General features: G+C 69.5%; 27 protein-coding genes. 14 read left to right on the top strand and 13 right to left on the bottom strand.

The features are described from left to right. The first annotated feature begins 41 nt into the window (after positions 1-41). A complete protein-coding gene (locus IE066_RS02330) occupies positions 42-620 on the top strand; it encodes a superoxide dismutase (RefSeq protein ID WP_189446715.1) in 579 nt (192 codons plus the stop codon). 61 nt (positions 621-681) lie between these two features. On the opposite strand, the gene IE066_RS02325 is transcribed toward IE066_RS02330, so the two are convergent. From IE066_RS02325 to purE, 3 genes are read right to left on the bottom strand one after another with little or no spacing between them, the layout of a single operon-like run. Next, positions 682-1,266: a hypothetical protein gene (locus IE066_RS02325; protein ID WP_189446714.1), complete on the bottom strand. Its 585-nt coding sequence runs from the start codon at positions 1,264-1,266 to the stop codon at positions 682-684. 52 nt (positions 1,267-1,318) lie between these two features. Next, positions 1,319-2,461, bottom strand: coding sequence for a 5-(carboxyamino)imidazole ribonucleotide synthase (locus IE066_RS02320; RefSeq protein WP_189446713.1), 1,143 nt, complete (start codon positions 2,459-2,461; stop codon positions 1,319-1,321). Next, positions 2,458-2,964: a 5-(carboxyamino)imidazole ribonucleotide mutase gene (gene purE, locus IE066_RS02315; RefSeq protein WP_189446712.1), complete on the bottom strand. Its 507-nt coding sequence runs from the start codon at positions 2,962-2,964 to the stop codon at positions 2,458-2,460. The genes IE066_RS02320 and purE overlap by 4 nt, the downstream gene beginning before the upstream one ends. A gap of 55 nt (positions 2,965-3,019) precedes the next feature. Between purE and IE066_RS02310 the strand changes: the two genes are divergently transcribed. After that, on the top strand, positions 3,020-3,286 hold the full coding sequence (locus IE066_RS02310; RefSeq protein WP_189446711.1) for a Trm112 family protein: 267 nt from the start codon (positions 3,020-3,022) through the stop codon (positions 3,284-3,286). Then, the gene (gene nadC, locus IE066_RS02305; protein WP_189446710.1) at positions 3,283-4,134 is read left to right on the top strand and encodes a carboxylating nicotinate-nucleotide diphosphorylase; all 852 of its coding nucleotides are present in this window, start codon (positions 3,283-3,285) and stop codon (positions 4,132-4,134) included. Before IE066_RS02310 ends, nadC begins: the two co-directional genes overlap by 4 nt. Before the next feature lie 9 nt (positions 4,135-4,143). Here the strand turns inward: nadC and IE066_RS02300 are convergent, their stop codons facing one another. After that, positions 4,144-4,911: an FHA domain-containing protein gene (locus tag IE066_RS02300; protein ID WP_189446709.1), complete on the bottom strand. Its 768-nt coding sequence runs from the start codon at positions 4,909-4,911 to the stop codon at positions 4,144-4,146. 66 nt (positions 4,912-4,977) lie between these two features. On the opposite strand from IE066_RS02300, the gene IE066_RS02295 reads away from it, so the two are divergent. Beyond that, on the top strand, positions 4,978-5,313 hold the full coding sequence (locus tag IE066_RS02295) for a DUF3301 domain-containing protein (RefSeq protein ID WP_189446708.1): 336 nt from the start codon (positions 4,978-4,980) through the stop codon (positions 5,311-5,313). A 378-nt stretch (positions 5,314-5,691) separates the two neighbouring features. Here IE066_RS02295 and IE066_RS02290 read toward each other — a convergent pair whose 3' ends face one another. The 6 genes from IE066_RS02290 to IE066_RS02265 all read right to left on the bottom strand — a co-directional run bounded on the left by IE066_RS02290 (position 5,692) and on the right by IE066_RS02265 (position 10,894). Beyond that, positions 5,692-6,186 carry a ClpXP protease specificity-enhancing factor gene (locus tag IE066_RS02290; RefSeq protein ID WP_189446707.1) on the bottom strand — a complete coding sequence of 165 codons (495 nt, stop codon included), beginning with the start codon at positions 6,184-6,186 and terminating at the stop codon, positions 5,692-5,694. 106 nt (positions 6,187-6,292) lie between these two features. Then, positions 6,293-6,928 carry a glutathione S-transferase N-terminal domain-containing protein gene (locus IE066_RS02285; RefSeq protein WP_189446706.1) on the bottom strand — a complete coding sequence of 212 codons (636 nt, stop codon included), beginning with the start codon at positions 6,926-6,928 and terminating at the stop codon, positions 6,293-6,295. A gap of 123 nt (positions 6,929-7,051) precedes the next feature. Next, positions 7,052-7,792: a cytochrome c1 gene (locus IE066_RS02280; RefSeq protein ID WP_189446705.1), complete on the bottom strand. Its 741-nt coding sequence runs from the start codon at positions 7,790-7,792 to the stop codon at positions 7,052-7,054. Between the two features lie 49 nt (positions 7,793-7,841). Then, positions 7,842-9,131 (bottom strand): cytochrome b, encoded by a 1,290-nt coding sequence (locus tag IE066_RS02275; RefSeq protein ID WP_189446704.1) that lies wholly within the window; start codon positions 9,129-9,131, stop codon positions 7,842-7,844. A gap of 1 nt (position 9,132) precedes the next feature. Then, entirely contained in the window at positions 9,133-9,765 is a 633-nt protein-coding gene (gene petA, locus IE066_RS02270) for a ubiquinol-cytochrome c reductase iron-sulfur subunit (protein WP_189446703.1), read from the bottom strand. Positions 9,766-9,979: 214 nt separating this feature from the next. Beyond that, positions 9,980-10,894, bottom strand: coding sequence for a lytic transglycosylase domain-containing protein (locus tag IE066_RS02265; protein ID WP_189446702.1), 915 nt, complete (start codon positions 10,892-10,894; stop codon positions 9,980-9,982). 145 nt (positions 10,895-11,039) lie between these two features. Here IE066_RS02265 and miaB point away from each other — a divergent pair, with 145 nt between their 5' ends. Beyond that, positions 11,040-12,443, top strand: coding sequence for a tRNA (N6-isopentenyl adenosine(37)-C2)-methylthiotransferase MiaB (gene miaB / locus IE066_RS02260; protein WP_189446701.1), 1,404 nt, complete (start codon positions 11,040-11,042; stop codon positions 12,441-12,443). Continuing rightward, positions 12,440-12,724 carry a hypothetical protein gene (locus IE066_RS02255; RefSeq protein ID WP_189446700.1) on the top strand — a complete coding sequence of 95 codons (285 nt, stop codon included), beginning with the start codon at positions 12,440-12,442 and terminating at the stop codon, positions 12,722-12,724. Before miaB ends, IE066_RS02255 begins: the two co-directional genes overlap by 4 nt. Here IE066_RS02255 and IE066_RS02250 read toward each other — a convergent pair. Then, positions 12,679-14,241, bottom strand: coding sequence for an amidohydrolase (locus tag IE066_RS02250; protein ID WP_229790629.1), 1,563 nt, complete (start codon positions 14,239-14,241; stop codon positions 12,679-12,681). The genes IE066_RS02255 and IE066_RS02250 overlap by 46 nt on opposite strands. 230 nt (positions 14,242-14,471) lie before the next feature. On the opposite strand from IE066_RS02250, the gene IE066_RS02245 reads away from it, so the two are divergent. The 8 genes from IE066_RS02245 to IE066_RS02210 all read left to right on the top strand — a co-directional run bounded on the left by IE066_RS02245 (position 14,472) and on the right by IE066_RS02210 (position 22,266). Further along, positions 14,472-15,443 (top strand): PhoH family protein, encoded by a 972-nt coding sequence (locus IE066_RS02245; protein ID WP_189446698.1) that lies wholly within the window; start codon positions 14,472-14,474, stop codon positions 15,441-15,443. 26 nt (positions 15,444-15,469) lie between these two features. Further along, on the top strand, positions 15,470-16,333 hold the full coding sequence (locus IE066_RS02240) for a hypothetical protein (protein WP_189446697.1): 864 nt from the start codon (positions 15,470-15,472) through the stop codon (positions 16,331-16,333). Further along, complete coding sequence (gene ybeY / locus IE066_RS02235) at positions 16,330-16,797, top strand: rRNA maturation RNase YbeY (RefSeq protein ID WP_189446696.1); 468 nt, start codon at positions 16,330-16,332, stop codon at positions 16,795-16,797. Before IE066_RS02240 ends, ybeY begins: the two co-directional genes overlap by 4 nt. Positions 16,798-16,908: 111 nt before the next feature. Beyond that, positions 16,909-17,772: a CorC family transporter gene (locus tag IE066_RS02230; RefSeq protein ID WP_189446695.1), complete on the top strand. Its 864-nt coding sequence runs from the start codon at positions 16,909-16,911 to the stop codon at positions 17,770-17,772. Next, positions 17,759-18,946: a lipoprotein N-acyltransferase Lnb domain-containing protein gene (locus IE066_RS02225; protein WP_189446694.1), complete on the top strand. Its 1,188-nt coding sequence runs from the start codon at positions 17,759-17,761 to the stop codon at positions 18,944-18,946. Before IE066_RS02230 ends, IE066_RS02225 begins: the two co-directional genes overlap by 14 nt. After that, the gene (locus tag IE066_RS02220; RefSeq protein WP_189446693.1) at positions 18,946-19,935 is read left to right on the top strand and encodes a magnesium and cobalt transport protein CorA; all 990 of its coding nucleotides are present in this window, start codon (positions 18,946-18,948) and stop codon (positions 19,933-19,935) included. Before IE066_RS02225 ends, IE066_RS02220 begins: the two co-directional genes overlap by 1 nt. Positions 19,936-20,017: 82 nt before the next feature. Beyond that, a complete protein-coding gene (locus IE066_RS02215) occupies positions 20,018-22,072 on the top strand; it encodes a carbon starvation CstA family protein (protein WP_189446692.1) in 2,055 nt (684 codons plus the stop codon). Continuing rightward, positions 22,072-22,266: a YbdD/YjiX family protein gene (locus tag IE066_RS02210; RefSeq protein ID WP_189446691.1), complete on the top strand. Its 195-nt coding sequence runs from the start codon at positions 22,072-22,074 to the stop codon at positions 22,264-22,266. The genes IE066_RS02215 and IE066_RS02210 overlap by 1 nt, the downstream gene beginning before the upstream one ends. A gap of 2 nt (positions 22,267-22,268) precedes the next feature. Here the strand turns inward: IE066_RS02210 and IE066_RS02205 are convergent, their stop codons facing one another. Together IE066_RS02205 and IE066_RS02200 are read right to left on the bottom strand one after the other, a co-directional pair. Then, positions 22,269-23,189 (bottom strand): NAD(P)H-hydrate dehydratase, encoded by a 921-nt coding sequence (locus IE066_RS02205; protein ID WP_189446690.1) that lies wholly within the window; start codon positions 23,187-23,189, stop codon positions 22,269-22,271. Next, positions 23,186-23,950: a histidine phosphatase family protein gene (locus tag IE066_RS02200; RefSeq protein ID WP_189446689.1), complete on the bottom strand. Its 765-nt coding sequence runs from the start codon at positions 23,948-23,950 to the stop codon at positions 23,186-23,188. The genes IE066_RS02205 and IE066_RS02200 overlap by 4 nt, the downstream gene beginning before the upstream one ends. Positions 23,951-24,009 lie beyond the last annotated feature (59 nt).

Below are 24,009 nucleotides of genomic sequence, written 5' to 3'. Positions count from 1 at the left end.
TGCGCGATTGTACGCCTCCCGCCCCCACCCGGAGATTGCCGATGGCCATCGAACTGCCGCCCCTCCCGTACGACCGCGCCGCCCTCGAGCCGCACATGTCGGCCGAAACGCTCGACTTCCATTACGGGAAGCATCACAAGACGTACGTCGACAACGCGAACAAGATGATCGAGGGCACCGAGTTCGCGGACATGCCGCTGGTCGACATCATCCGCCGTTCGCAGGGTGCGCTGTTCAACAACGTCGCCCAGGTCTGGAACCACACGTTCTTCTGGAACTGCATGAAGCCCAACGGCGGCGGCGAGCCGACCGGCAAGCTGGCCGATGCGATCAACCTCGCCTTCGGCGACTTCGCGACGTTCAAGGAGGAATTCGCCAAGACCTGCATCGGCACCTTCGGCTCGGGTTGGGGCTGGCTGGTGCAGCGCCCGGACGGCTCGTTGGCGCTTGTCAGCACGTCGAACGCGAATACGCCGATCGCCGGCGAGGACACCCCGCTGCTCACCTGCGACGTCTGGGAGCACGCCTACTACATCGACTACCGCAACGCGCGGCCGAAGTTCGTCGAGGCCTTCTGGAACCTCGTCAACTGGGACTTCGTGGCGTCGAACATGAAGTGATCCGCCGAGCGGATCGAAGCACGGACGGCCGGGGCGACCCGGCCGTTCGCGTTTGCGGGCATCACTTCACGTCGTAACCGTACTCGCGTGCCAGTACCGCATCGTCGCCGGATTCGCCGTGACAGGTGGCGAAATACAGGCTCGCCATCCCCTGCTCCACGCCCGACACGCCGCGCGGATTGAGCGCGAGCCGCGAAGCGTTGCCGCCGAACGAGACACGCGGGGCCTGCAACGAGCAGTCGACGATGGCCTCGATCGGTGGCGCCGCATCCCAGCGGATCACGGCATCCGCACCATCGAGCGGATAGTCGCCCGGATGCGGCCCGGATTCGCCCCCCTGCAACGCCAGCCGGTAACGCAGCGACGGCACGGCTTCCCGCTGCACGGACAGGTAGCGATACCACCAGCAGCCGCCCATGCGGCAGTTGGCACGCGACACCTGCCCCACGGCAGGCGCGGGTGCGAACTCCGAAACGTCCGGCGCATCGGACGGGCGTTCGACCGCGCTGGCGGCCTCGCCTGCCGCGATCGGCGTCGCCGCGGGGGCCCGGGTCGTACCGGCAGCGGCCCGCGCCGACTTCGCGGAAAGCCCGTCCGGCTCGGAAACGCGATCGCCGCAGCCGGTCATGGCTGCGACGATCGCCACGATGGCCACTACTCGCGGGCGATGACGGCGCATCGCGACACGCTAGGCGAGATCAGTCCTGCAGCGCGTGAATCACCGGCAGCACCTGGTCCTGACGGCCGAGTGCCGTGCCCACGCGCTGCAGTGACGCGGCAAGCGCGGCGGCATCGTCGCTGCGCAGGGTCGCGTGGCCGACCTTGCGCCCCTCACGCGGCTCCTTGCCGTAGTCGTGCCAGTGCCCGCCCGCCTCGTCGAGCACCGCGCGCGCATCGGGCATCTCGCCGATCCAGTTGAGCATGCACGCGGTGCCAACCATGCGCGTATCGCCAAGCGGCAGGCCGAGCACGGCGCGGAGATGGTTCTGGAACTGCGAGGTCTCGCTGCCTTCGATCGTCCAGTGGCCGGAGTTGTGCACGCGCGGCGCGAGTTCGTTGGCGAGCAGTTCGCCGTCGCGCGAGAACAGCTCGAGCGCGAACACGCCCACGTAGTCCAGCGCCTCGGCAAGGCGTTTCGCATGGCCTACGGCCAGCGCAGCCGTCGCTTCGTCGACGCGCGCGGGGGCAAGGCTTGCCGACAGCACGCCGTCGACATGCCAGTTCTCGGTCAGCGGCCACGCGCGGAATTCGCCGCCGCGTCCGCGCACCGCGACGACCGACAGCTCGCGCTCGAAATGCACGAAGCCTTCGAGGATCAGCCCGACCTTCGAGGCCTGCGCGCCGAGTGCCTGCCACGCCGCGTCGATGTCGCCCGCGCCGCGGATTCGGAACTGGCCCTTGCCGTCGTAGCCGAGGCGACGCGTCTTGAGGATGCACGGCGTGCCGATGTCGGCGATCGCCGCGCGAAGTTCGTCGAGCGTGTCGATCGGCGCGAACGGCGGCACCGGGATGCCGAGCCCGCGGAACAGTGTCTTCTCGGCGAGCCGATCCTGCGCGGTGGCGAGCGCGCGCGGGTTCGGGAACACGTCGACGCGCTCCACCAGCCAGCGGGCGGACTCGGCCGGCACGTTCTCGAAATCGAAGGTGGCGACGTCGATGCGCGACGCGAATTCCGCGAGCGCGGCTTCGTCGCGGTAGTCACCGACGACCATCGGCGCGAACTGGCCGGCGCAGGCGTCGGCGACGTTGTCCATCACCAGGAACCGCAGGCCGAGCGGCGCGCCGGCGAGTGCGAGCATGCGGGCCAGCTGCCCGCCCCCGAGGATGCCGACGGTGGTCATCGGCGCGGGTCGTCCGCGGCCATGACGTCGGCCGTCTGCTTCGCGCGGAACGCGTCGAGCCCGGCGGCGACGTCCGGGAATTCGTTCGCGATCATCGCCGCCGCGAACAGCGCCGCATTGGCCGCGCCTGCGTTGCCGATCGCGAACGTTGCCACCGGAATGCCGGCCGGCATCTGCACGATCGACAGCAGCGAATCCATGCCGTTGAGTGCCTTCGACTGCACCGGCACGCCCAGCACCGGCAGCGGCGTCTTCGACGCGAGCATGCCCGGCAGGTGCGCCGCGCCGCCGGCTCCGGCGATGATGGCGCGCAGGCCGCGGTCGCGTGCCGTGGCGGCGTAATCGAACAGCACATCCGGCGTGCGATGTGCGGAAACAACGCGCACTTCGTGCGGCACGCCCAGCGCCTCGAGTTTCGCGGCGGCGTGCTGCATGGTTTCCCAGTCCGAGCGCGAGCCCATCACGATGCCGATCAACGGCGACACGGAATCCACGGCGGCCATACGTCCACTTCCGGGCAAAGACGTATTCTAAACGGCCCACCCGCGATTGCCCGCCATGGACCGCAAGCTGCTCGACCTGCTGGCCTGCCCGACCACCCGCCAGCCCCTGCGTCCCGCCGACGCGCGCACCCTCAACGATCTGAATGCCGCGATCGCCGCCGGCAATGTAAAGCGAGGCGACGGCGCCGCCCAGACCGGCGCCATCGACGCCGCGCTGGTGACCGCCGACGGTCGGCTCGCCTACCGCATCGACGACGGCATCCCGGTGCTGCTGGCCGAGGAGTCGCTCGACCTCACCGCCTGCGGCATCACCGCTGCATGAGCGCGGTGCCGCTGCCGCCGGCCGCGTCAATCGAGTCCGACGTCCGCCGCGCGCTCGACGAGGACATCGGCAGTGGCGATGCGACATCGGCGCTGCTGCCGGACGTTGCCGACACGGCCTACCTGCTCTGCAAGGAGGACGCAGTGGTCTGCGGCCGCCCGTGGTTCGACCTCTGCCATCGCGCGATCGATCCGGACGTGCGCATCCACTGGCACGCCGAGGAAGGCGCGCGTGTCGCCGCCGGCACGTTGCTGGCGACTATCGACGGCCGCGCCCGCGCGCTGGTGACCGCCGAGCGGACGTCGCTCAACTTCATGCAGACGCTGTCGGCGACGGCGACCGTCACCGCCGCCTACGTCGATGCCGTCGCCGGCACGCGTGCGCGCATCCTCGACACGCGCAAGACACTGCCGGGCCTGCGCCTCGCGCAGAAGTACGCGGTGCGCGTGGGTGGCGGCACCAACCATCGCATCGGTCTCTACGACGCGGTGATGCTCAAGGAAAACCATATCCGCGCGGCGGGCTCGATCGCGGGCGCCGTACAGGCCTCGCGCGAGCGGTTTGCGTCGCTGCCGGTGATCGTCGAAGTCGAGACGCTGGACCAGCTCCGCGAGGCGCTCGACAGCGCCTGCGACCGCATCCTCATCGACGATTTCGACGCCGGCATGCGCCGCGACGCAGTGCGCATCGCGGCGGGCCGCATTCCGCTGGAGGTTTCGGGTGGCGTCGACCTGTCGACCGTGCGCGCGATCGCCGAGGACGGCGTGGACTGCATCTCGGTCGGCGGCCTGACCAAGCACGTCCGCGCGATCGACCTCTCGCTCAAGCTCGGGCGGCGGCCGGGCTGAGCCCTCGCGTCAGAGCGCGAGCGCGATCGCGCAGGCCAGCAGCGCGACGCCGATCGCCACGCCCCACACGAGCCGTCCGTCGAAACGGCTTCCGGTTTCCGGGCGCGGCTCGGTCTCCTCGGACGGCGCGGTCGACACGACGCGGAAGCGCAACGTGTCGAAGGCGATCTCGTCGCCGACCTTCGCTTCGCCGTGCAGGATGCGCTTGCCGTTGAGGTAGGTGCCATTGGTCGAGCCCAGGTCCTCGACCTGCACGCCGCCGTCGCTCGGCACCAGCCGCGCGTGGGCGCGCGAGATGCCGTTCTCGTCGAAGTGCAGCGTCGAATCCGGCGCACGGCCGACCGTCGTCACGCCCGCCAGCGGAAAGCTGCGGCCGAACAGGTGGCCGGCAACGCCGCGCAGCATTAACTTCGGCAACGCTTGGCGCACGGTGGTGGCAAACAGGTCGTCGTTGGCGGAGGCGGGGATCGCCGCGCCGGGCCGCGCCACCGCGACGTTCTCCATGCCGGTCAGGCGTGCCTCGAAACGGTCGAAGGCCACGCGGTCGCCGTCGCGTAGGGCGATCAGGCCGCGCACCGCGGAGCCGTTTACGGTGACGGCGGCGTCGGATGGCACGTCGAGCATCACGCCGTTGGCGGTGACGTGGAGCTGGCAGTGGCGGGGCTGCACGCCCGGCCGGTCGAGGACGATGTTCGCATCCGGCGCGGAGCCGACGCTGTTCACGCCCGGCTGCAGCACGACCTGCGGATGCTCACCCCCCGGAAAAACCAGCTTCATCGAATCGCCCCTGTCCGAAACGTGCCGGCTCTTGTCGCAGCCTGCCCAAACCACCACATTAGCAAAATGCTAACCGCCATCGTGTTGATGATCGTCGCGGCCGCCATGGTGGCCTTCTGGAACGCCGGCCGCGCGGCCGCCGAGCGTGCCGGCCAGCTGGGGCGCGACGCCTGCCGCGCCGCGCACGTGCAGTGGCTGGACGAATCCGTGCACGTGGTCGGCCTGCGCCCCTGCCGCGTGCAGGGCCGCCTCGGGTGGGAGCGCACCTTCCGTTTCGACTACTCGACCGACGGCTCGGACCGCCACCAAGGGCGGCTGGTGCTGCGGGGCGAACGGCTCGTCAGCTTCCTTGGCCCGGCGACGCCGACGCCCATCCCGTTTCCGGATCGCACGGGCAGCTGAAACGGCGGCAGCGATCGCATCGTCCAATCGGCGGGCTGCGCCGCTCCTGTCGTCGCGGTTTCGGCGTTCTCGCGGCGGCACCGTTGATTGCGCGCCAGACGGCAGACGGTCCCGACCATGGCGCTATGCGTCATCGTCGACGAAGCGTCGCGCGACCTCTGACAGCGATTGGCCGACTTCGCGCTTGTCGACCTCACAGCCGCGAGGCATTCCACATGCCGGGCGGAAGCGGGAGGTACAGCGCCTCATGCACAGGCGAAACCCTGATCATCCACGCCGCCGTTGCCGTCGATCTTCGGCCGTGTCCTCAGCGATCGGATCGGCCCAGGTCGGCCGCGAAATGTTAGTCAACCGCGCTGCGTACGGGGCCTGACCCTCTTACTTGACGATGCGCAGGTGCCCGCGGCGCGGCGGCGTCGGCGGCTCGTCGTCGCCGTCCGGGCCAGGGCGCGGCTCCGCGTCGCCACCGTCCTGCACGAGTTCCAGCGACGGACCTTCGTCGCCAGCCGCACCCATGGGCATCTCGGTGGCGACGTCCTCGTCCTCCGACTCCGGCGGCAGCGCCATGCCCTGCCCGTTTTCGCGGGCGTAGATCGCCAGCACTGCGCTGACCGGCACCGAAACGGCATGGCTGACGCCGCCGAAGCGGGCGCTGAAACGGATCAGCTCGTTCGTCATCTCCAGCCCGGCGACGGCGCGCTGCGCAACGTTGAGCACGATGCGCCCGTCCTTTACCGCATGGCGCGGGACCTGCACGCCGGGGCGCGTCGCGTCGACCAGCAGATGCGGCGTCAGGCCGTTGTCGGCGATCCACTCGTACAGCGCCCGCAGCAGGTACGGGCGATGACTGGTCATCTCGAATTCGTCGGTCATGCGGGGCAGTGTAAATGCAGCTGGCGAGGCCGGCGGAAACGGGGCATTCGGAAAAAACCAGAAGGCCCGCCGATGGCGGGCCTTCGTCGGGCGTTCGCGGCGCGGCTCAGGCCGGCAGGTCGCGCAGCTTGCGCTCCTGCTCGGTGAGGCTGCGAGCGAAGCCGGGGTTGCGGAAGATGCGGTTGCCGTAGTCCTCGATCACCTTCCCATCCTTCGGCAGCGGCACGCCGAGTGCCGGCAGACGCCAGATGATCGGCGCCATCGCGCAGTCGGCGAGGCTCATCTCGGGATTGAGGAAGAACTTGCTGGCCTTGAACAGCGGCACCGACGCGGTGAGCAGTTCCTTCAGGCGCTTGCGGCCGGCCTCGGCCTGGGCCTTGTTACCAAGCTGGATGGCCTGCACCTGCGGCACCCAGTCGTGCTCCAGGCGCAGCATTGCCAGCCGCAGGCGCGCGCGCGACAGCGGGTCGACCGGCATCAACGGCGGATGCGGATAGCGCTCGTCGAGGTACTCGCTGACGACGCTCGCGGCGTAAAGGACCAGGTCGCGCTCGACCAGCGTCGGCACCGACTGGTACGGGTTCAGGTCGACCAGATCCTCCGGAGGATTCTGCGGATCGACCGGCACCAAGTCGTAGGTCACGCCCTTGGCCGCGAGCACGAGGCGCACGCGATGGCAGAGGACGCAATCGGTGGAGGAAAACAGGGTGAGGGTATTACGCATGCGTGGATTCGCCGCCATCGTCGACCTCGATCGACCGGAAACCGCCGGCCGCAGGGCGCCGCCCACCCCGTGCGGGCGGTCGCCAACGGTCCCGAGTCACGACGATGCGGCACCCCCAAGCCCCCGGGTGCCGCCGCCGCGTCAATGCTCGACGTCGCGCCAGTATTCCTTCTTGAGCAACCAGGCGAGGAACGTGAGCAGGGCCAGGAACAGGATCACCCAGACGCCCATGGACTGGCGCTTGAGCGCCGCGGGTTCGCCGGCGTACTCGAGAAAAGCTGTGATATCGCGCGCGGCGCGGTCGAAGCCGGCGGCGTCGAGCGTGCCGTCCTGGGTGACCTTCAGGCCGGTCACCGGGCGGTCGCCCGTGGCGGTCGGCTTGCCGAACTCGGCGTGCTGCAGGCCCTGCAGCTGCCACAGCGGGTTCGGCATGGACACGTTCGGGAACACCGTGTTGTTCCAGCCCACCGGGCGCGACTCGTCCAGGTAGAAGGACTTGAGGTAGGTGTAGATCCAGTCGCTGCCGCGCACGCGCGCGATCAGTGAAAGATCCGGCGGCTGCTTGCCGAACCAGTCGCTGGACTCCGGCGGCATCGAAGCCTCGATCGTCTCGCCGTACTTCGCACCGGTGAAGTTGAGGTTCTTCTGCACCTCGTCCTCGGTCAGGCCAAGGTCGTCGGCCATGCGCGAGTAGCGCAGGTACTTGAGCGAGTGGCAGCCCGAGCAGTAGTTCATGAACAGCTGGGCGCCACGCTGCAGCGAGGCACGATCGGCGATGTCGGTGCCGGCCTGCTCGAGGTGTACGCCCTCTTCCGCGGCGAACAGCGGCGTCGAGACCGCGAGGCCGAGAACGAGCGTCGCAAGCGATCGCAGAACTCGCATTTTCATGAATCCAGCAGGCTGATGGGAGGTGGATGCGCGGCGGGACATGTCAGTCATGCATCGTCACCCGCTCGGGAACCGGCTTCGTGCGATCCAGCTTGGTCCAGATCGGCATCGTGATGAAGAACATGAAGTAGAAGAACGTCAGCACGCGACCGATGTAGGTCTCGGTGATGTCCGTGCCGGGGCCGGAGCCGATCTTGCCCAGCCACAGGAAGCTGAAGGCGAGCAGGCCGAACATGACCTTGGCGAGCATGCCGCGGTAGCGGATCGAACGAACCTTCGCGCGGTCGAGCCACGGCACCAGGAACAGCAGCACGATCGCACCGAACATCACCATGACGCCGCCGAGCTTGTCCGGCACTACGCGGAGCATCGCGTAGTACGGGGTGAAGTACCACGTCGGCTTGATGTGAGCCGGCGTCACGAGGCGGTTCGCCTCGGTGAAGTTGTCGTGCTCGAGGAACAGGCCGCCGACGGTGGGCTCGAAGAAGATGATGAAGGCCGCCAGCATCAGGAAGAAGCCGACGCCGACCATGTCCTTGACCGTGTAGTACGGATGGAACGGGATCGAGTCCTTCGGCGCATCTGCCGACCAGCGGTTGCCCTTCGGGCCGTACTTCACGTCGACGCCGTCCGGGTTGTTCGAGCCGACCTCGTGCAGCGCGCCCAGGTGCAGCACGACCAGCAGCAGCAGGACGAGCGGCAGCGCGATGACGTGCAGCGCGAAGAAGCGGTTGAGCGTGGCGTCCGACGGCAGGTAGTCGCCCATGATCCATTCGGTCAGGCCGTTGCCGATGACCGGAATCGCGCCGAACAGCGAGATGATGACCTTCGCGCCCCAGAACGACATCTGGCCCCACGGCAGCACGTAGCCCATGAACGCCTCGGCCATCAGCACGAGGTAGATCACCATGCCGAGGACCCACACCAGCTCGCGCGGCTTCTGGTACGACCCGTACATCAGGCCGCGCCACATGTGCAGGTAGACCACGATGAAGAACAGCGAGGCGCCGGTGCTGTGCATGTACCGGATCAGCCAGCCCCACTCGACGTCGCGCATGATGTACTCGACGGACGCGAACGCCTGCGCGGCGTCGGTCTTGAAGTGCATCGTCAGGAAGATGCCGGTGACGATCTGGTTGACCAGCACCAGCAGCGCGAGCGAGCCGAAGTAGTACCAGATGTTGAAGTTCTTCGGCGCGAAGTACTCCGACATGTGCTTCTTGTAGGCGATGCCCGCGCCCGGGGCACGGTCGTTGAACCAGTTCACCACACCGGTGATCAGGCCCTTGCCGATGTTGTTCGGCGCGGACAGCTGGTCATTGCTCTTGGCCATCTCAGGCGGCTCCCTGCGGATCGACGCCGATCACGATCGTGTTGTCGTTTTCGTAGTGGTGCGGCGGCACGACCAGGTTGGTCGGCGCCGGCACGCCCTGATAGACGCGGCCCGACATGTCGAAGCGCGACTTGTGGCAGGGGCAGAAGTAGCCGCCCTTCCACTCGGGGTCGAACGGCTCGGGGCGGATCTCGGCCTTCATTTCCGGCGAGCAGCCCAGGTGCGTGCACAGACCGACCAGCACGGAGACTTCCGGCTTGATCGAGCGGTACTCCGGATTGCCCTTCAGCACGTAGTTCGGCTGCTGGTCCGGGTTTTCCGACTTCGGATCGCGGAGGTTGCCGTCGAGCGTCGGCAGTGCCTTGAGGATCGCCTGCGAGCGGCGGACGATCCAGATCGGCTGGCCGCGCCATTCGACGATCAGGCGCTGGCCCTCGGGCAGCGCGCTGATGTCCGCGGTGATCGGGGCACCGGCGAGCTTGGCGCGCGCGCTCGGGTTCCACGATTTGATGAAAGGCACCGCGGCAAAGCCGGCACCGACCGCGCCGACGACTGCGGTCGTCGCGGTGAGGAACCGACGGCGGCCGAGGTTGACCGGCTCGTGGGTGGTCTCGTTGACCCCTTCGTTGGCCATCCGGCACTCCGAAAACTGTTCGACGTGGGCTGCCCCGCACGGATGCGCGGGGCCGCTGATAAAGACGTTGAAGTGTAACGGAACGGTGAACGGGCCGACAATCCACGGCGGCCGTCGGACCCGAGGCCTTCGACGCGGATCGCAGTCCCGCGCATGCGAAAACGCCAGCCGGGGTCGCCGGCTGGCGTCGGAAAGGCAGCCCTGGAGCAGGGAATCAGCGCAGGACGGGCGTGCTGCGATAGCGGTCGGCCAGCAGCGCGACACGCTGCACGTAGCGCTGGGTCTCGTTGTACGGCGGCACGCCCTTGTACTTGTCGACCGCGCCCTCGCCGGCGTTGTAGCCGGCCGCGGCCAGGCGCAGGTCGCCATTGAAGCGCTTGAGCAGGAAGGCGAGGTACTGCACGCCGCCGCGGATGTTCTGCGCTGGGTCGAAGGCGTTGTCGACGCCGAAACGACGCGCCGTGGCGGGCATCAGTTGCATCAGGCCCTGCGCGCCGACGCGCGAGAGCGCATTCGGGTTGTAGGAGGATTCGGCATGGATGATCGCGCGGACGATCGACTCGTCGACGCCGTACTGCGCGGCGGCGGCGGCGATCTCGCCGCGGTAGGCGTCGTGGCGCAGGCGGATCTTGGAGAAGTTCACACCCGGCGCTGCGGCGCAGGCGTAGCAGGTCTCCATGTAGCTGTACCGGATGGTGCGCACGGCGCCGGCACTGGCGACACCGGCCGGGCGGCGGCTCGAGTAGTGCCGCACGCCGTCCTTCATGTAGGAGTAGATCTGGCCCTGCACCAGGCGCGGCGCGCTGCCCCGCGAGGACACGACCGGCGCCTTCGCCGCGGCCGGCACGGCCGCCAGCGAGCCCGAGGCCGGCGAGCCGGCGACGAGGTTGACCGGGGTCATCGAGCCCTGCGCGGGCGTCGGAGCCGGCTTGGGCGCCGCGACCGTCGCAGCGGCGCGCTTCGCGGGGCGGGCCGTGTAGCGGCTGACGACCTCGCAGCCGGCGCCAGCGATCTTCTTGCTCGAGTAACTGCGAACGCCATCGACGTCGCAACGGTAGACCGTACCGGCAACCGCGGGGGCGGTGCCGAAGAGGCCGGCAAGCAGCAGGAATGCGACGCGCGTCTTCATGGGAACATCATTTCTTGTTTCCAGAAGTTTCACAACCCCTTGATCTGTTTAGAATTGTCTTCTGCGGACGCGGTCACCTGCGCTGTTGCAGCGCGGTAGACTGCACGGCCGGCCCGGACTAACCGCCGCCCTTCCCGGATACCCCATGACCGACCTGTTGCTCGCCGATGCGCCCGAGGCGCCGGCCACCGCTGCCGCGCCTCGCGGCAAGCTCTTCATCGAGACCCACGGTTGCCAGATGAACGAGTACGACTCGGCGAAGATGGCCGACGTTCTCGCCGCGGCCGAAGGCCTGGAGATCACCCGAGACCCCGCCGAGGCCGACGTCATCTTGGTCAACACCTGCTCGATCCGCGAGAAGGCGCAGGAAAAGGTCTTCAGTCAGCTCGGCCGCTGGCGGCAGCTCAAGCAGGGCGGCAAACCGGTGCTGATCGGCGTCGGCGGCTGCGTGGCGAGCCAGGAGGGCGAGGCGATCGTCAAGCGCGCGCCCTTCGTCGACCTCGTGTTCGGTCCGCAGACCCTGCACCGCCTGCCGCAGCTGATCGAGGCCCGCCGCGAGTCGGGCAAGCCTCAGGTCGACATCTCCTTCCCCGAGATCGAGAAGTTCGACCGCCTGCCCGAGCCCCGCGCCGACGGCCCGAGCGCATTCGTGTCGATCATGGAGGGCTGCTCGAAGTACTGCAGCTTCTGCGTGGTGCCCTACACCCGCGGCGAAGAGGTCAGCCGGCCGTTCGAGGACGTGCTGGTCGAGGTCGCCCAGCTGGCTGCGCAGGGCGTGCGCGAGATCAACCTGTTGGGGCAGAACGTCAATGCCTATCGCGGGCCGTACGGTGACGGCGAGGTCGCGGACCTCGGCCTGCTGATCCGCACGATCGCGGGAATCGACGGCGTCGACCGCATCCGCTTCACCACCTCGCACCCGCTGGAGTTCTCCGACTCGCTGGTCGAGGCCTATCGGGACGTGCCGCAGCTCGCCAACTACCTGCACCTGCCCGTGCAGTCGGGCTCGGACCGCATCCTCGCGGCGATGAAGCGCGGTTACACGGCCCTGGAGTTCAAGCAGAAGATCCGCAAGCTGCGCGCAGTGCGGCCGGACATCTCGATCTCGTCGGACTTCATCGTCGGCTTCCCCGGCGAGACCGACGCGGACTTCGAGAAGACCATGAAGCTGATCGAGGACGTTGGCTTCGACCAGTCGTTCTCCTTCATCTACTCGCGCCGCCCGGGCACGCCGGCCTCGAACCTCGAGGACGACGTGTCCAGCGAGATCAAGCACGCACGCCTGTCGCGCCTGCAGGCGACCATCAACGCCAACGCCGCGCGCATCTCGCAGGCGATGGTCGGGACCACGCAGCGCATCCTCGTCGAGGGTCCGTCGCGCAAGAACCCGAACGAGCTGACCGGCAAGACCGAGAACATGCGCTCGGTGAACTTCCCCGCCCCGCCCCGCCTGATCGGCCAGTTCGTGGACGTGGTGATCACCGAGGCGATGAGCAATTCGCTGCGCGGCTGCGTGGTCACCGCGGACGCCGGAGCCGTCAACGCGTGAGCCGTGACGATGCATCCGGCGCCACCGGCCCGGCCGGGGCGCCGCGTGCGCGCACGCTGGGAGGGCTCGCCCTGCTGTTCGGCGGGTTGGGCGTCGCCGACGCGATCCGCTTCGTCAGGGCCGCGCTGCGGCCGGCCCCGCTCGTGGCCGGCGACTGGATGACGCTCGCCTTCGCGACTGCGCTGCTGCTCGCCGCCACCATGTACCTGCAGCAGCGGCGCCGGCTGGTCGCCGGTCAGCGTGAGGCCGGCGCCTCGAACACCGGACGCCCGTCGACGTAGGTCGCCCGCACGGTCAGCGATTTCAGACCTGACGGGTCGATCGCGAGCGGATCCTCCGCCAGCACCACGAAATCCGCGCGCTTGCCCGCTTCGAGGCTGCCGACCCGGGCCTCGTCGAACCCGGCGTAGGCGGCATCCAGCGTGAAGCCGCGCAGGGCCTCGAATGCGGTCAGCTTTTCCTCCGGGCGCCAGCCGCCCGCAGGCAGGCCGTCGGCATCCGTGCGGGTCGCCGCGGCGTAGAGCCCGAGGCGCGGATCGACCGACTCGACGGGGAAGTCCGAACCCAGGGCGATCCGCGTGCCGGCGTCGCGCAGCTGCCGCCATGCGTACGAGCCCACGATGCGCTGCGGGCCGAGGCGGTCCTGCGCCCAGGGCATGTCGCTGGTGGCGTGTGTGGGCTGCATCGAGGCGATGATCCCGAGCTTCGCGAGCCGCGGCAGGTCCGCCGGTGCCAGCACCTGCGCATGCTCGATGCGCCAACGGTGGTCGCCCGGATGGGTGCCGAGCGCCTGTTCGAAGGCGTCGAGCACCTCGCGGTTGCCGCGGTCGCCGATCGCGTGGGTGGCGACCTGCACGCCGCAGCCGCGCGCCCGGGCCACCACCTCGCGCAGCTTCGTTGGCGCGATTACCAGCAGCCCGTGCGTGTCGTGATCGTCGGAATACGGCTCGATCAGCGCGGCGCCACGGCTGCCCAACGCGCCGTCGATGTAGAGCTTGACCGCGCGCATCTGCAGGCGGCCGCCGGGATGCCGGTACAGGCCCTTCTCGCAGAGCCAGCCGAAGGACTCGCCGTCGCCGTCGGCCATGGCGTCGATGCGCAGCGGCATCTTCCCGGCGTCGGCGAGGCGCTGGTATCGACGCAGGTCGGCCAGCGACACGCCGGCGTCATGCACGCCGGTGAGGCCGTGCTCGACCGCCGCCTTCATGCCGAGTTCGAGCGCGCGCGTGGCGGTGGCCTCGTCGACCGGCGGCACGACGGCATCGACCAGATCCATCGCGGCGTCGACGAAGACGCCGGTGGGCCGGCCGCCGGTGCGCAGGATGCGGCCGCCGTCGGGCTGCCAGTTGCCCCCGAGGTCGCGTGTCACGGCCCGGAGGGCGGCGGAGTTCGCCCAGCCGGCGTGGCCGTCGATGCGGCCCAGCCAGACCGGGCGATCGGGGAACGCCGCGTCGAGGTCCGCTGCGGTCGGGAAGTCCTTCTCGGGCCAGTCGTTCTGGTCCCAGCCGCGGCCGAGCAGCCAGTCGCCCGGCGCGAGGCCCTTCGCCGATGCCCGCAGGCGCTCGATCACCTCGGCCTTGCTGCGCGTGCCGACGAGGTCGGCGCGCAGGAAGGTGTAGCCGAGGTTGGCGACGTGGCCGTGCGCGTCGATCAGGCCGGGGACGACGGTGGCGTCGCCGAGATCGATCCGCCGCGCGCCCGGGTGGCCGGCGAGGACCGCGTCGCGGTCGCCGACCGCGAGCAGGCGCCCGTCGGCGTCGTAGGCGAAGGCCGAGGCCAGCGGACGCGACGCGTCCATGGTGTGCACCTTCGCGGCGGTGACCACCGTGACCTGTGCGACAGCCGCCGTTGTCCACAGGGCTGCGACAATCGCCAGCCCACGCACAGCCTCGTGCATCCGCGCTATCCGCATGGTGATCTTCCCGAGAGGAGCTCGACTCTGCGCAAAGCGGCGGCAGGCTGCAAGCTCACGCGCCGCTGCCGGCGGCCGGTGCATCGTCCCCTGAACCTCCGAGACCTCGCTTCCGAATGGCCGAACACCTCAACCGCGACTTCGTCCTCGACCCGCCCGACCACGAGCGGCTCGCCAACCTCGCCGGCCCCTTCGACGCGCACCTGCGCATGCTCGAATTGCGCTTGGGCGTGCAGATCGCCAACCGCGGCAACGTGTTCCGCGTGACCGGCCCGGCGCAGGCCGCGCAGCATGCCGACCGGCTGATCCACGAGCTCTGGCAGGACACCGAGACCGAGACGCTCAGCGAGCCGGCGATCCACCTGCGCCTGTCCGAATCGGGCGTCGAGCAGCGCATGGCTGAGGCCGTGGAGCCGCAGGAGGTGGTGATCCGCGTCAAGCGCGGCAGCCTGCGCGCGCGCGGCGAGAACCAGGCGCGATACCTGCATGCCATCGCCACGCACGACATCAACTTCGGCATCGGCCCGGCCGGTACCGGCAAGACATTCCTCGCCGTCGCAAGCGCGGTCGAGGCGCTGAATTCCTCCCGTGTGCAGCGCATCGTGCTGGTGCGCCCGGCGGTCGAGGCCGGCGAGAAGCTCGGCTTCCTGCCGGGCGATCTCTCGCAGAAGGTCGATCCGTACCTGCGTCCGCTTTACGACGCGCTGTACGAGATGCTGGGCGTCGAGAAGGTGGCCAAGCTGCTGGAGCGCAACGTCATCGAGATCGCGCCGCTGGCCTACATGCGCGGCCGCACGCTCAACGATGCGTACGTCATCCTCGACGAGGCGCAGAACACCACCGTCGAGCAGATGAAGATGTTCCTGACCCGCATCGGCTTCGGCAGCACCGCCGTGGTCACCGGCGACCTCTCGCAGATCGACCTGCCGAAGGCGCAGAAGTCGGGCCTGCGCGACGCGCTGGACGTGCTCAAGGGCGTCGACGGCATCAGCTTCACCTTCTTCGAATCGCGCGACGTGGTGCGCCATCCGCTGGTCGCCCGCATCGTCAACGCCTACGATGCGCGGGACGCCGCCACACCGGAGTAGCGTGGCGCACCGCCCAGGGGGAAGGCATGCGCGCTTGGATCGTTCCACTTCTGGCAGTCGCGCTCGGCGCGATCGCCGGCCCGTCTCCCGCGAAGGAGGCCAAGGCGCCCTTCATCGCCCGGAGCCTCGTGCTCGCGCCGCGTGTCGTCGGTGATTACCGCCTAGCCGATCACGGCTACGATCCTTCGAACCGCTTTGCCGGCGTGAGGTTGCGCTATTTCGGTTCGCGCCATCCAACCGTACCGATCGATGTCTTCGTCTATCCGGCGGGGCGAATGGACGCGAAGGACGCGCTCGACGCCGAGGAAAAGGAACTGCGGGACTCGCTGGGTCTGGCCGCGAAGGCCGGCTATTACAGCGATCCGGCCGTGGTGGCCGTTCGGACCCTCGAACTCGACCCCGGCATGCGGCCTTCGGCTTCCGGCAGCGACGAGCTCGCGCCCGGCATAGCCGCCGTGCTCACGCGCGAGCCGCTCGTAGGACGCAGCCTGCTGCTCGGCTACCGCAAGGGCGAGCAGGCCCAGCGCTCGGCAGGTGTTCTGGCCTACAAGCAGCTCTATTTCTTCAAGGGGCGGCTGACCATGCCGACCGACATGATCGAGGCCGACGCCTTCGATGCCTTTACCGACGACGCGCTGAAGACGCTGATCCCCGCGATCGAGGTCATGCATGACGGCGCCTGCTCCGAACGGACCATCGCGCTGGACGTCTCGGAAAAGGATCCCGACAAGCAGGTGGCGGCGCTGATGCAGCAGATCGCCATGGACGCCGCGCGTGGCGTCGACGAGAACTGCGTGCCAGCGAAGCGGTACGCCAAAGAAAAAGCGGACACGGGCGATCGCGACGTCATCGAAATCGCCTTCGAGCCCGACGACTGGAAGTCGAGATGAGCCAGTACGCACCCGACGTAACGGTGACCTACGCCGCAGCGCGCAAGGGCGTGCCCTCCTCCGCGAGCTTCCGGAAGTGGGTGGCGGCCGCGCTGGCCGATCGTGACGCGCCGGCCGAAATGGCGATCCGCATCGTCGGCCCGGACGAGGGCCGCAAGCTCAATCGCACCTATCGCGGCAAGGACTACGCGACCAACGTGCTGAGTTTCCCGGCCGAGTTGCCGGAAGGGCTGCCGGAGGACGTCGAGCTGCCGCTGCTCGGCGACCTGGTGATCTGCGCGGAGGTCGTCGCACGCGAGGCCGCCGAGCAGGGCAAGCGCCCGGCCGACCACTGGGCGCACCTCGTCGTCCACGGCACGCTGCATCTGCTGGGCTGGGACCACGAGGCCGACGACGAGGCCGAAGCGATGGAAGCCCGCGAGCGCGAGATCCTCGCCGGGCTGGGCATCGCCGACCCGTACTGACCGCCGCCGGGCGGCTTGATACGGCCGCTGGCGACCCCATGTCGACGGACCGGTCGCCCCGACCGGCTAGACTGGCTCCCGTCGCCCCGAGCGGCGTACCCGAAAGAAGACATGTCCGAGGACGACAGTAGTACCCCTCACGAACGCGGCAGCGACCGCCGTTCCTGGTTCGACCGGATCAGCTCCGCTCTGTCGGGCGAGCCGTCGACCCGCGAGGACCTCGTCGAGCTGCTGCGCGACGCGCAGAACGACGGGCTGATCGAGGCCGACACGCTGCGCATGATGGAAGGCGCGATCGCGGTGTCGGACATGACCGTCGGCGACGTGATGATCCCGCGCTCGCAGATGGTGTCCCTGCCCGCCGACGCCCGCTTCCTCGACCTGATGAAGATGGTCGTCGAGTCCGGCCATTCGCGTTTCCCGGTGCACGGCGAGGACCGCGACGAGGTGCTCGGCGTGCTGCTGGCCAAGGACCTGCTGCGCGGCGTGGTCAGCGATCACGGGCCGGCCAGCGTGCACGAGCTGCTGCGCCCGGCGCTGCTGATTCCCGAGTCCAAGCGTCTCGACCTGCTGCTGCGCGAGTTCCGCCATTCGCGCAACCATATGGCGATCGTCATCGACGAGCACGGCGGCGTCGCCGGGCTGATCACGATCGAAGACGTACTGGAACAGATCGTCGGCGAGATCGACGACGAGCACGACGACGCGCAGGACCCGAATGCGCTGATCGCGGCGCAGGCCGACGGCCAGTTCGTGGTCGACGCGCTGACGCCGATCGAGGACTTCAACGAGCGCTTCGGCGCGGACTTCGACGAGGACGAGTACGACACCATCGGCGGGCTCGTGACCGCGGCGATCGGGCACCTGCCCGAGGCCGGCGAGGAACTCGCCCTGGGCCGCTTCGTGTTCCGCGTCGCCGGCGCCGACGCGCGTCGCGTGCACGCCTTCCACGTGGGCGTGCATGGCGAGGGTTGATCGCGGCCTCGCAGGCCGCCTGCTCGCGCTGCTCGTCCTGCTGCTGGCGCCGCTCGCGACGTTCGCCGCGCCGCGCATCGGCGTCGTCACCATGCAGCCGGGCGAGGTGTTCTGGGAGCGTTTCGGCCATGACGCGATCGTCGTGGTCGACCCTGCCAGCGGCGCCGCGACCTCCTACAACTACGGCTTCTTCGACCCGAGCGAGCCCGACTTCGTCGGGAACTTCGTGCGCGGCGTGATGCGCTACCGGCTGGTCGCCCTGCCCTTCGAGGAAGACATGGCGACGTACCGGGCCGAGGGCCGCGGCGTCTCGATCCAGTGGCTGCGCCTGACCGACGCGCAGGCGGACTCGCTCGCCGCCGCGCTCGCCGAGAACGCGAAGCCCGAGAACGCCGCCTACGGCTACGACTACTTCCGCGACAACTGCGCCACGCGCGTGCGCGACATGCTCGACCGCGCGCTGGGCGGCGCGCTGCATCGCCAGCTCGCGGGGCGCTCGCACGGCAGCAGCTATCGCAGCGAATCGGTACGGCTCGCGTCGCCCGCACCATGGATGTGGCTGGGTTTCGACCTCGGCCTCGGCCCGCGCGCCGACCGCCCGCTCTCGCTCTGGGACGAGGCCTTCGTGCCGATGCACCTCGCCGACGCGCTGCGCGAGGTGCAGGTCGATGGCCGGCCTATCGTCGTGGCGGAGGAAAGCGTGCTGCCGCATCGCATCGCGCCGGAGCCGGCCGACGCGCCGCGCGCCACCTGGCCGTGGCTGCTGGCGGGCATCGCGCTGGCGGCGGCGCTGATCGCCGCACGCCGCACGCGCTTCGTCGCCGGTTTCGCGTTCGCGTTCTGGCTGGTGTCGGGTCTGCTCGGCCTGCTGATGCTCTACCTCTGGCTGGGCACCGCGCACGAGTTCGCCTGGGCCAACCGCAACCTGCTGCTGGTCAGCCCGCTGGGCCTGCTGGCGTTGCCGGGCGCCGTGCGACTGCTGCGCGGCCGCGCATCCGGGCCGCTGATGCAGCGCATGCTGCCGCTCCTCGCCACGCTCGCGCTGGTCGCGATGTTCGCCTCGTGGCTGGAGCCCGGCGCGCAGGCCAACGCACGCTGGATCGCGCTGCTGCTGCCGCTGCACCTCGGCCTCGGCGCCGCGCTGCGCAGGCGCGGCGCCGCACCCGACGCCTGATGGATCCGGCCCTTACCCGCTGCGTCGTCAACTGCGCCGCGTACACGGCGCAGGGCGAGCGCGTGGACATCGACCTCGAGCAGATCAGCGAGGTGCTCGCGGTCGACGACGGCAGCTTCGTATGGGTCGGACTGTACGAGCCGGGCGCGGCCGTACTCGCGACGCTGCAGGAGGAGTTCGGCCTGCATCCCCTCGCCGTCGAGGACGCGCAGAACGCGCACCAGCGGCCGAAATTCGAGGGCTATGGCGATTCGATGTTCATCGCCGTACATACCGCGCATGTCAGCGACGGCACCATCCGCTTCGGCGAGACGCACATCTTCGTCGGTCCGCGCTACATCGTGACGGTGCGCCACGGCGCCTCGACCAGCTACGCGCCGGCGCGTGCGCGCCTGGAGCGCGAGAAGACGATGCTCGTGCACGGCCCGGGCGCGGCGCTGTACGTGGTGCTGGACCTCATCGTCGACAACTACATGCCGATCGTCGACGAGTACGACCGTCTGCTGGGCGAGCTGGAAAAGGACATCTTCGCCGCCGAGTTCCGCAAGGGCACCATCGAGCGCCTGTACTGGCTGAAGCGCGACCTCACCCAGTTGCGCATGGCCGTCGCGCCGCTGCAGGACATCGTCAGCCACCTCGCGCGGTCGCCTTCGCCGCTGGTGGATGCCGCCATCCAGCCCTACCTGCGCGACGTGCACGACCACGCCATCCGCATCGATTCCAGCACCGAGACGCTGCGCGAGATGCTGACCGCCGCGATGTCGGTGAACCTCTCGCTGGTGACGGTGCAGCAGGGCGAGATCGTGAAGCGGCTCGGTGCCTGGGCCTCGCTGCTCGCGGCGCCGACGCTGGTGGCGAGCTGGTACGGCATGAACTTCGAGCACATGCCCGAACTGCACGGCCGCTGGAGCTACGCCGCGCTGATCGGTGCAATGGCAGGCATCTGCGGCCTGCTGTACTGGAAGTTCAAGAAGGCGCGTTGGCTGTAGCGCCCGCACGCCGCTGCCGCGGCGCACATTGACCCCTGCCGCCCGGCTGCGCGACGCTCGCCGCTCCACGGGGAGGTGCGGCATGCGGGGACTGGCGGGACTTTTCTGGGCGGGACTGGCGATCGTCGCCGTGGCGTCGCTCGCGGTGCTGGCGCTGCATCGCGGCGAGACGGTGAGCGCGATGTGGCTGGTCGCCGCATCGGCCTGCACCTTCTTCCTCGCGCACCGCTTCTATTCGCGCTACGTCGCCTCCGCCATCGGCATCGACCCCGCGCGCGTCACGCCCGCGCACCGCCGCAACGACGGGCTCGACTACGTGCCTACCGAGCGCAGCGTGCTGTTCGGCCACCACTTCGCGGCGATCGCCGGCGCGGGTCCGTTGGTCGGTCCGGTGCTGGCCGCGCAGATGGGCTACCTGCCGGGCACGCTCTGGATCCTCTTCGGCGTGGTGTTCGCCGGTGCCGTGCAGGACATGCTGGTGCTGTTCTTCTCGACCCGCCGCGACGGGCGCTCGCTCGGCGAAATGATCCGCAGCGAGATGGGCAATGCCGCCGGCGTGGTGTCGATGTTCGGCATCGCCGCGATCATGCTGATCCTGCTCGCGGTGCTGGCGCTGGTCGTGGTGAAGGCGCTCGCGCAGAGCCCTTGGGGCACGTTCACCGTCGCGATGACGATCCCGATCGCGCTGCTGATGGGCGTCTACCTGCGCTGGCTGCGGCCGGGCCGCATCCTCGAGGTCTCGCTGATCGGCCTCGTGCTGCTGCTCGCGTCGATATGGGCCGGCGGGCACGTGGCGGCCGATGCGCAGTGGAGCGCGCTGTTCCGCCTCGAGGGCACGACGCTGGCCTGGCTGCTGATCGGCTACGGCTTCGTCGCCTCGGTATTGCCGGTCTGGCTGCTGCTCGCGCCGCGCGACTACCTGTCGACCTTCCTCAAGATCGGCACGATCGTCAGTCTCGCGCTCGCCATTCTCATCGCCATGCCCGAGCTGCGCATGCCGGCGGTGACGCGCTTCGTCGACGGCACGGGGCCGGTGTTCTCCGGCCAGCTGTTCCCGTTCCTGTTCATCACCATCGCCTGCGGCGCCGTGTCCGGCTTCCACGCGCTGATCAGCTCGGGTACGACGCCGAAGATGATCGGCAGCGAGCGCGACATTCCCTTCATCGGCTACGGCGCGATGCTGATGGAGGCCTTCGTCGCGGTGATGGCGCTTGTCGCCGCCTGCGTGCTGCAGCCGGGCCTTTACTTCGCGATGAACGCACCTGCCGCGGCGCTCGGCACGACGCTGGAATCGGCGTCGGCGGCGATCAATGCCTGGGGCTTCGCGATCACGCCTGATGTGCTCGCGACCACCGCGCAGCGCATCGGCGAGGAGACCGTGCTGTCGCGCACCGGCGGCGCGCCGACCCTCGCGGTCGGCATGGCGCAGATCCTCGCGGGCCTGGGCGGCGGCGACCGCATGATGGCCTTCTGGTACCACTACGCGATCCTGTTCGAGGCGCTGTTCATCCTGACCACCATCGACGCCGGCACGCGCGTGGCGCGCTTTATGTTCCAGGAGATCGCGGGTCTCGCGGTGCCGCGCCTGCGCGAGACGGAAAGCTGGGCCGGCAACCTGCTGTGCACCGCGCTCGCGGTCGGCGGCTGGGGCTGGTTCCTCTACCAGGGCGTGGTCGATCCGCTGGGCGGCATCAACACGCTGTGGCCGCTGTTCGGCATCGCCAACCAGATGCTGGCCGGCATCGCGCTGGTGTTCTGCTGCGTGGTGCTGGTGCGCATGAAGCGCGAGCGCTACCTCTGGATCCCGGGCATCGCGACGCTCTGGCTGCTGGTCTGCACGCTGACCGCAGGCGCGCAGAAGCTGTTCCACCCCGACCCGAAGATCGGTTTCCTCGCAGCGGCGCGGAAGTTCTCGGAAGCCACCGCGCGCGGCGAGGTGCTGGCGCCGGCGAAGTCGCTGGCCGACATGCAGCGCGTGGCCTTCAACAACCACCTCGATGCGGCGCTCTGCCTGCTGTTCGTCGCGGTACTGCTGGCGACGGTGTTCTTCGGGCTGCGCGCGATGCTCGCCGCGCGCAGCAGCGGCACGCCGACCACGCGCGAGACGGGCTATGCGGCCCGGGCAGGCGCTGCGTGATGCGCATCGAGTGGCGCGATATCGCCCGTCGCCTCGCCGCCACCGCGCGGCTGGCGATTGGCATCCCCGATTACGAGCGCTACCGCGAGCACATGGCGCACCGGCATCCGGATGTCGAGCCGATGGGCCGGGAGGCCTTCTTCCGCGAGCGGCTGCAGGCGCGCTACGGCCGCGGCCGCTCCCGCTGCTGCTGAGCTCAGGCGCGGCTGCCGATTCCGTGCATCAGGCGCGGAATCTCATCCAGCAGTTCGCGCGCGAGAAAACCGAGCGGGCCGCCCTGGCGTTCGGCCAGCGCATCGCCCGCGGCGGCGTGCAGGAACACGCCCCAGGCCGCTGCCTGGAAAGGCGTCGCGCCGCGCGCGGCGAGCCCGCCGACGATGCCGGCGAGCGTGTCGCCGGAGCCCGAGGTCGCCAGACCGACGTTGCCGTACCGGTTGCAGGCGATGGCATCCTCCGCGCCTGCATCGAGCGCAGGGCCGTCGACGACGTAGCTGGTCGCGCCCTTCATCACGCAGACCGCGTTGAAGCGACGCGCCATCTCGATGCCGAGTTCGAGCGGACGCGCCTCGATGTCGCTGCGCTCGCGGCCGAGCAGTCGCGCCGATTCGCCGGCATGGGGCGTCAGTATCCGCAACGCATCGCCCTTGGCGATCGCGTCGGCCTGCCCGTCGAAGGCGCATAGCGCGGCGGCGTCGACGACGACCGGAATCGCCGGCAGCGCCGCCAGCCAGCCGCCGAGCATGCGCGCGGTGGCGGCCGACTCGAGCAGCCCCGGTCCGACCACGATCGCATCGGCGTGCGCGGCCATCGCCTCGATGCGTGCGCGTGCGGCCGTCGCCAGCGCACCGCCTCGCGTTTCCGGCAGCGCGACCACGCGCGCCTCGGGCACGGCGGAGGCGACGAGCGGCGCGGCGGTGGCCGACGTCGCCACCTGCAGCTTGCCCGCGCCCGCGCGCAACGCCGCGACCGCGCACAGCAGCGCGGCGCCCGGCATTTCACCGGCGCCGGCGACGACGAGGATCCGGCCGCGCGCGTCCTTGTCGCCCTCGTGCGAGGGCTGCGGCAACGGCCAGCCGCGCAGGCGTTCGGGCGTGATCGCGAAGGGCTCGAGGGTCATTTCGGGCCCGCCGGCACGTCGGGCTCGGTGGTCACGGGCTCGCCGGCCTGCACCAGCGGCGCGACGAAGTTGTAGCGCTCCAGCACCAGCTTGCCGGCCTTGCCCAGCGCCGGATCGAAGCCGTAACCGGTGATCGCACAGTTCGCCACGTCCTTCTGGCGGTCGATCTCCAGCACCTGCGCCTCGCTCATGCGTTCGAGCAGGTAGCGGAAGCACAGCACCGTCACCTGGTGCGCGACGATCAGCACGCGGTCGCAGCGGTACTCGCGGGTGATGGTGTCGACGACGCTGCGCAGCCGCAGGATCACGTCGCACCAGCTCTCGCCGCCGGGCGGGCGGTGGTAGAACTTGCCGACCAGGTCCAGCGCCTGCGCCTGCTCCGGATAGCGGTCGCGCACGCCCAGGCGCGTGAGCCCGTCGAAGACGCCGAACTCGCGCTCGCGCAGGCGTTCGTCGTAGCGGATGCGATCGCAGTCGATGCCGCATTGCTGCAGCACGCGCTGCATGGTCTGGCGTGCACGCACGTAGGGCGAGCAGAGGAACACGTCGGGGCGTTCGTCTTCGGGCAAACCGGCGAACCAGCGCCCGAGTGCATCGGCCTGGCGCTCGCCGAGGCAGGAGAGCGGCACGTCGGCATCGCGCGTACCGAAGTCGTAGGTCAGCGCCTCGGCGACGCGTGCACGCTCGCGCTCGACATTGCCCGCGGATTCGCCGTGGCGGACGATCCAGAGCCGATCGGGCCACTTCTGCGTCTCGTTCATGTCGCAAGCCTGCGGCAGACCGCGGCTACGGCCCGTCAACGCGCGATCGGCAAACGACG

It is taken from the genome of Cognatilysobacter xinjiangensis (assembly GCF_014651995.1).
GTDB lineage: Bacteria > Pseudomonadota > Gammaproteobacteria > Xanthomonadales > Xanthomonadaceae > Cognatilysobacter > Cognatilysobacter xinjiangensis.
This window is presented reverse-complemented; position numbering and strand designations above follow the sequence as displayed.